Origin of the sequence: Salinibacter sp. (assembly GCF_042218895.1) — a bacterium.
In the GTDB taxonomy this organism is placed as follows: Bacteria; Bacteroidota; Rhodothermia; order Rhodothermales; family Salinibacteraceae; genus Salinibacter.
Map to the genome: position 1 here is coordinate 51,619 of NZ_JBDGQQ010000031.1, position 6,099 is coordinate 57,717.

The 6,099-nt window shown below is 67.7% G+C and carries 5 protein-coding genes; all 5 read left to right on the top strand.

Features of this window, described 5'->3' with window-relative positions:
- Positions 1-151: 151 nt before the first annotated feature.
- Positions 152-1,183, top strand: a complete 1,032-nt coding sequence (locus ABEL04_RS03485) for an ATP-binding protein (protein WP_375800993.1) — start codon at positions 152-154, stop codon at positions 1,181-1,183.
- Positions 1,176-1,631 (top strand): response regulator, encoded by a 456-nt coding sequence (locus ABEL04_RS03490; RefSeq protein WP_375800994.1) that lies wholly within the window; start codon positions 1,176-1,178, stop codon positions 1,629-1,631. Before ABEL04_RS03485 ends, ABEL04_RS03490 begins: the two co-directional genes overlap by 8 nt.
- 136 nt (positions 1,632-1,767) lie before the next feature.
- Positions 1,768-3,714, top strand: a complete 1,947-nt coding sequence (locus ABEL04_RS03495; RefSeq protein WP_375800995.1) for a sigma 54-interacting transcriptional regulator — start codon at positions 1,768-1,770, stop codon at positions 3,712-3,714.
- Positions 3,715-4,165: 451 nt separating this feature from the next.
- Positions 4,166-5,065 carry a hypothetical protein gene (locus ABEL04_RS03500; protein WP_375800996.1) on the top strand — a complete coding sequence of 300 codons (900 nt, stop codon included), beginning with the start codon at positions 4,166-4,168 and terminating at the stop codon, positions 5,063-5,065.
- A gap of 113 nt (positions 5,066-5,178) precedes the next feature.
- On the top strand, positions 5,179-6,099 hold a 921-nt coding region (locus tag ABEL04_RS03505; protein ID WP_375800997.1), incomplete at its 3' end, for an NAD(P)/FAD-dependent oxidoreductase.

Below are 6,099 nucleotides of genomic sequence, written 5' to 3' on the forward strand. Positions count from 1 at the left end.
AGGCGTCGATGTGCGCTGCTCCGCTGCCCCCACTGCCGGAAACGAAAGAGTCACTTGTTGCGCGTTCAGTAGAGATTCAAAACGATGATCCGGGAGGAGCCGACGGATCTTTGCCCCCGACGCAGATGCCCGGTGTCCTCCAGGCCGATTGATGGTCGACCTAATCGTATTCTCCATTGTCCCCCTGACGGCCCTCCTCGGGAGTGCCGTCTACACGCTCGCGGCGACGTACCGGCTCCGGGACTGGCGTCCGGTGCTGTTCGTGGGCGTGCTCGTGCTGATGGCCATTCATCAGGGGAACGAGGTCCTCGTGTTCGCCGAGCACGGGCCGGAGCGCGCCCTGTCGGCGTTCGGCGAGTACCCCGAGACCACTGCCAATCTCCTCGCAAGTGCCGCCACGGTGCTGTTGTTGCGGTTCGTCATGCGGGAGCGGGACCTGGCCGAGCGGCTCCGGAACCTGACGGGCCAGCTCGAGGAGCGGGTGCGGGAGCGGACCGCCGAGCTGGAGTCGTTTGCCTACTCGGTCTCGCACGACCTGCGCACGCCGCTCCGCGCCATCGACGGATACGCGCAGCTCCTGCGCGAACGCCACGCCCATCAGCTCGACGACGAGGGCCAGCGCCTCCTGGACGTCGTCCGCGAGCACACCCAGAAGATGGGCACCCTCATCGACGATTTGCTCACCCTCTCCCGCATCGGCCGCCGCGACATGCAGGAGACGCCCCTCGATATGAACGAGCTCGCCCGAGAGGCCTTCGACGACCTGTGCCGGGCGAACGGGCACGCCGGCGACGTGGCGTTTGACCTCCACCCCCTTCCCGACGCCGTCGGCGATCCCTCCATGATGCGCCAGGTCATGCAGAACCTGCTGTCCAACGCCGTCAAGTTCACCCAAAACGAGGAAGCGCCCCGCATCGCGGTGCGCGGCGACGAGCAGGACGGGGAGGCCGTCTTCTCTGTGCAGGACAACGGGGTGGGGTTCGACATGGACTACGCCGACAAGCTCTTCGGCGTCTTCGAGCGCCTGCACGACGAGGATGATTTTGACGGCACGGGAGTGGGACTGGCGATTGTCGATCGCGTTGTTCGCCGGCACAACGGCCGGGTGTGGGCCGAGAGCAAAAAGGGGGAGGGGACCACGGTTTATTTTTCGCTTCCGTACGCCAACGACACGAATGATTAGCGCGACTGCGACCCAGCACGTAGACCTTCTTCTGGTGGAGGACCAGCCGTCCGACGCCGAGCTTGCCCTCCGTGCGCTTCGGGACCTCGACCTCGGCACGCGGATGCACGTGATCGAGGACGGGGCGGAGGCGCTCGACTTCATCTTCGGGCGCGAGGCCCACGCCGATCGCAGCGTCGAGGACGCACCGGGAGTGATCTTGCTGGACCTGAAGCTGCCCAAGGTGAGCGGGCACGAGGTGCTCCGGGCCCTTAAGTCCGACGACCGGACGGCCCACATCCCGGTCGTGGTGCTCACCTCGTCGGGAGAGGCCAGTGACGTGGAACGGTGCTACGCCCTCGGGGCCAACAGCTACGTCGTGAAGCCCGTAGACTTCAACGAGTTTACGGAGGCGGTGCAGCGCATCGGGATGTACTGGCTCCAGATGAACGAGGCCTCGATGTCGTGATGCGTGAGGAGTGATGCGTGAGGAGTGATACGTGAGGGGTGATGCGTGAGAGGGGAGAAGGAGAACGTCACGGTTCACGCATCACGCCTCGCTCCCCAGGCAGTTCGAAACTGTATGTCGAATTCCGTCACACTCCATGTCGACCGACGACTTGCTTCACATTTTGATGCTCGAGGACGTGGCCACCGACGCCGAGCTTGTGCAGCGCGAACTGGAGCGGGACGGGCTCACGTTCGAGGCGCGGCGCGTCACGACCCGGGACGCATTCGTCCAGGCCCTCGATACGTTCGATCCCGACATCGTCCTGGCCGACTACTCGTTGCCCAGCTTCGACGGCATGGCGGCCCTCGAACTGGTCCAGGAGGAGCGTCCCCACCTGCCTGTCGTGTTCGTGTCCGGCGCCATCGGGGAGGAGCGCGCCATCGAGACGCTCAAGCAGGGGGCCACGGACTACGTCCTGAAGGACAAACTCTCGCGCCTGGGGCCGGCCGTGCGCCGGGCCCTGCGCGAGGCCGAGGAGCGCCGCGCCCGCCGGGAGGCCGAAGCAGCGCTCCGCCGCGCCCACGACGAGCTGGAGCAGAAGGTCGAAGAGCGCACCGCGGAGCTCAAAGAGACCAACGAGGCGCTGAAAGAGGAGATTGCCGAGCGCAAGCGCGCCGAGCGTGCCCTCCGGGAAAGCCGGGAGCGGCTCACCCGAATCATCGACTCGGCGATCGACGCCATCATCAGCATCGACGCGGAGCTGGAGATCCACCTCTTCAATGCCGCCGCCGAGGACATCTTTCGGTGCCCGACCGAGGAGGCCGAGTGCTCCTCGCTCGACGCGTTCCTGACGGACCCGTTCGAGGCCCTGATCCGTCGCCACATCGAGGCGCATCAGACGGCTGCCGCCGAGAAGGCCGGGACGCCCGAGGCGGACGGCCGGTACCTGGCGGCCCCGGAGGGCCTGGAGGCCCGGCGGGCCACCGGCGAAACGTTTCCCGTCGAGGCCACCCTCTGCCCCGTGCAGCTGCCGGACGAAGACCGATACCTGCTCATCCTCCGCGATGTCGACGAGTTGAAACAGGCCGAAGCGGAGGTGGCCCAGCTCGAATCCGAGCGGTCGTACCTGCAGGAGGAGCTCAAAAGCGAGTACAACTTCGACGAGATCGTCGGCGTGTCGGCGCCCATGCAGGCGGTGTTCGACGCCATCGACCAGGTGGCCGACACCGAGACCACCGTCCTCGTGACCGGCGAGACCGGCACCGGCAAGGAGCTGGTGGCCCGCGCGCTCCACGACCGCAGCGCCCGCGCCGACCAGGTGTTCGTCAAGGTCAACTGCGCGGCCCTCTCCACCGATCTCATCGAAAGTGAGATCTTTGGCCACGAGAAGGGGGCCTTCACCGGCGCCACCGAGCAGCGTGAGGGACGCTTCGAACTGGCGGACGGCGGGACCATTTTCCTCGACGAAATCGGCGAACTGCCCCTCGACACCCAGGCCAAGCTCCTGCGGGTTCTCCAGCACCAGGAGTTCGAGCGTGTCGGCGGCAGCGAGACGATTGAGGTGGATACCCGCATCCTGGCGGCCACGAACCGGGACCTGGAAGCGGCGGTCGATGAGGGGCAGTTCCGGTCCGACCTCTACTACCGGCTCAACATCTTCCCCATCGAGCTGCCGCCCCTTCGGGAGCGCAAGGAGGACATTCCGCTGCTGGCGGAGCACTTCTGCGAGATGTACGCGTCCCGTACCGGCAAGGACATCGAGGGCCTGAGCGCGAACGCGATGACGGTCCTGGAGGGGTACGACTGGCCCGGCAACGTGCGCGAGCTGGCCAACATCATCGAGCGGGCCGTGATCCTCACCCGCGACCGCCGCATCCGGGCCGAGCATCTGTCGATCAGCGACTCGTCGGGGTCAGACGGAACAGGGTCGTTCGAGACGCTGGAAGAGGTGCAGCGCCGCCACGTCGAACGGGCCCTGGAGCAGACCGGCGGCGTGGTGGGGGGCGAGGAGGGCGCCGCGCAACTCCTTGGCGTGAAGCGAACCACCCTCCACTCGCGCATGGATCGGTTGGGCATCGAGCCGAGCGAGTATCGGGTGTAGCGCGGGGACTCACCTGGGCGCACCACGTTGTGGAGAGGAACGCCGGCTCCGTCCTGCCGCAGGTCGTTCCTCCGTCGCCCCTCCCCGGAGCCCGCCAAACTAGCCGGATCGCAGTCCGAGTCTCTGAATGAGTTCGATGCTCGTCGCCGTGCCCCGACACGACCGCGGATCACGAACGATGCACCGTCGCAGTTCATCCGCAAGGGAGAATTCGGGGCCTGAGGCCCGTGACGGCCATTCCGGACGGCGGTTCGCCGTCCGCCGTCGTCGCGGCGAAGGCCGTTGTGGCTGGGCCACATTGCGAGCGAGGAGGCATGCCTTCGCATGCGCCCTGCTTGCGGCCCTGCTCCTCTGGGGGTGCGGGTCGTCCCAGTCGCCGGGGCCCTCGCCCGCCGACCGCTCCGATTCGAGTCGGGAGGTTGCGCCCCAGCCGCTTCCCCTGGCGGCTCCGTTGAACCGTCCCGACATCGAGATCTCCGGTCTCACCTGGCACGGAGACACGCTCGTGGTGCTTCCCCAGTATCCGTCCCGGGCCGCTGGGGAGGACACACGTCGGGTGTACGGGCTGCCCCGCTCGGCCCTCCGCGAGGCGGTGGCCGACTCGCCGACTGCCCCGCTCGATCCGATCCCCGTTCCACTGACAGCCCCCGGCATCAGTGAACACGCGGCGGCCTACGAAGGGTGCGAGGCCATCGCCGTCAACGACCGTCGGGTCTACCTCCTGGTCGAGGGGAAAGCCGAGGCACAAGGCATGGAGGGGCACCTGCTACGGGGCCGCGCCGCCCCAGACCTTCGGCGGATTCGCGTGCAAGGGGCGGAGGCCCAACCCCTTCCACACCAGGTCCGGCTTCCCAACATGTCTTACGAAAGTCTGGTGGTCCGGGGGGATACCGTGATCGCCATCTTCGAGGCCAACGGGGCCCGCATCAACGCCTCGCCGCGGGCCTACCGGTTTACCCCGGCACTGCGGGCGCTCGGGGGTGTCCCGTTCCCCACGCTGGAGTACCGCGTCACCGACGCGACCGCGCTCGACGAGGAGGGACAGTTCTGGGTCCTCAACTACTTCTACCCCGGCGACCGCGACATCCTCCGCCCAGCCCCGGACTCCCTGGCGCTCCGCCACGGGCAGGGCGCCACCCACCGGACCTCCGAGATTGTGGAGCGCCTCGTGCAGTATCGGTACACCGATCGGGGCATCCGCCGCACCGACCGGGCCCCGATCTGGGTCGAGTTGAACGACGGCACCCCCCGAAACTGGGAGGGCGTCGTCCGCTTCGACGACGGCTTTCTCGTGGCGACCGACCGGTTCCCCCGCACGATTCTGGCCTATCTCCCGGCGTCCCCGCAGTGAGCGGGGCAGAACGGGCGGTCCCGTAACGGCTCCCCGCTGGTGCAAAACAATCATAGCGGGGACCTGTCGTCTCCATCGTTCGGCGCTGTCGCACGCACGAGGAGCCCAGCCCAATGGAGCATGCAAGCCAAACAAACGGAACCGCCTCCGAACCCTCCACCCCCTCGTCCACCCGGCCCACCGTCGTCATCATCGGGGCGGGATTTGCGGGCGTCGAGGCGGCCCAGGGGCTGAAGGGAGCGCCCGTCGACGTGATGCTGGTGGACCGGAACAACTACCACAAGTTTCAGCCCCTGCTCTACCAGATCGCCACCGCGGGGCTCACCTCGGGCAACGTGACGACGCCCGTACGGGACCTCCTGCGGGGGCAGGACAACGCCCGGTTTCGGCGGGCCAACGTCGTGGACGTCGACCCCGACGAGCAGCGCATCTACGCGGAGGGCGGGGCCTCCATGGCGTACGACTCCCTGATTCTCGCCGCCGGGGCCGTCACCAACTACGTCGACCTGGAGGGCGTGCGCGAGTACGCCTTTCCGCTCAAGGACATCCCCGACGCCCTCAACCTCCGCAACCACGTGCTGGAGCGCTTCGAGGAGGCGGACTGCAACATGGCCCTCCGCGGCTCGTGCGCGCTCGACGCCGTCATTGTGGGGGGCGGCCCGACGGGTGTGGAGACGGCGGCCATGCTCGCCGAGCTGTTCCGCGAGACGATGTGCCGCGACTTCGACTGGGTGGAGCCGGGCACCGCACAGGTGCACCTCCTCGACCGCGGGACCGATCTCATGTCGGCCTACTCTCCCTCCCTCCGCGACTACACGCGGCAGTCGCTCGAGGAGCGGGGCGTGAACGTCGAGCTGGAGACGTCCGTGACGAAAGTCACCGAGCAAGGCGTGCACACCGACGATGGCTTTCTGGAGGCGGGCACGACCGTATGGGCGGCGGGCGTGCGGGCCCATCCGCTCGCGGAGACGTTTGCCGAGGCCCTGGGCGTGGACCTCGGACCCGGCGGACGACTTCCGGTCACCCGGTCCCTG

Excerpts from the sequence above, each read along its gene's own strand:
- ABEL04_RS03495 (WP_375800995.1), top strand. The coding sequence starts at position 1,768 with ATGTCGACCGACGACTTGCTTCACATTTTGATGCTCGAGGACGTGGCC.
- ABEL04_RS03490 (WP_375800994.1), top strand. The coding sequence starts at position 1,176 with ATGATTAGCGCGACTGCGACCCAGCACGTAGACCTTCTTCTGGTGGAG.
- ABEL04_RS03485 (WP_375800993.1), top strand. The coding sequence starts at position 152 with ATGGTCGACCTAATCGTATTCTCCATTGTCCCCCTGACGGCCCTCCTC.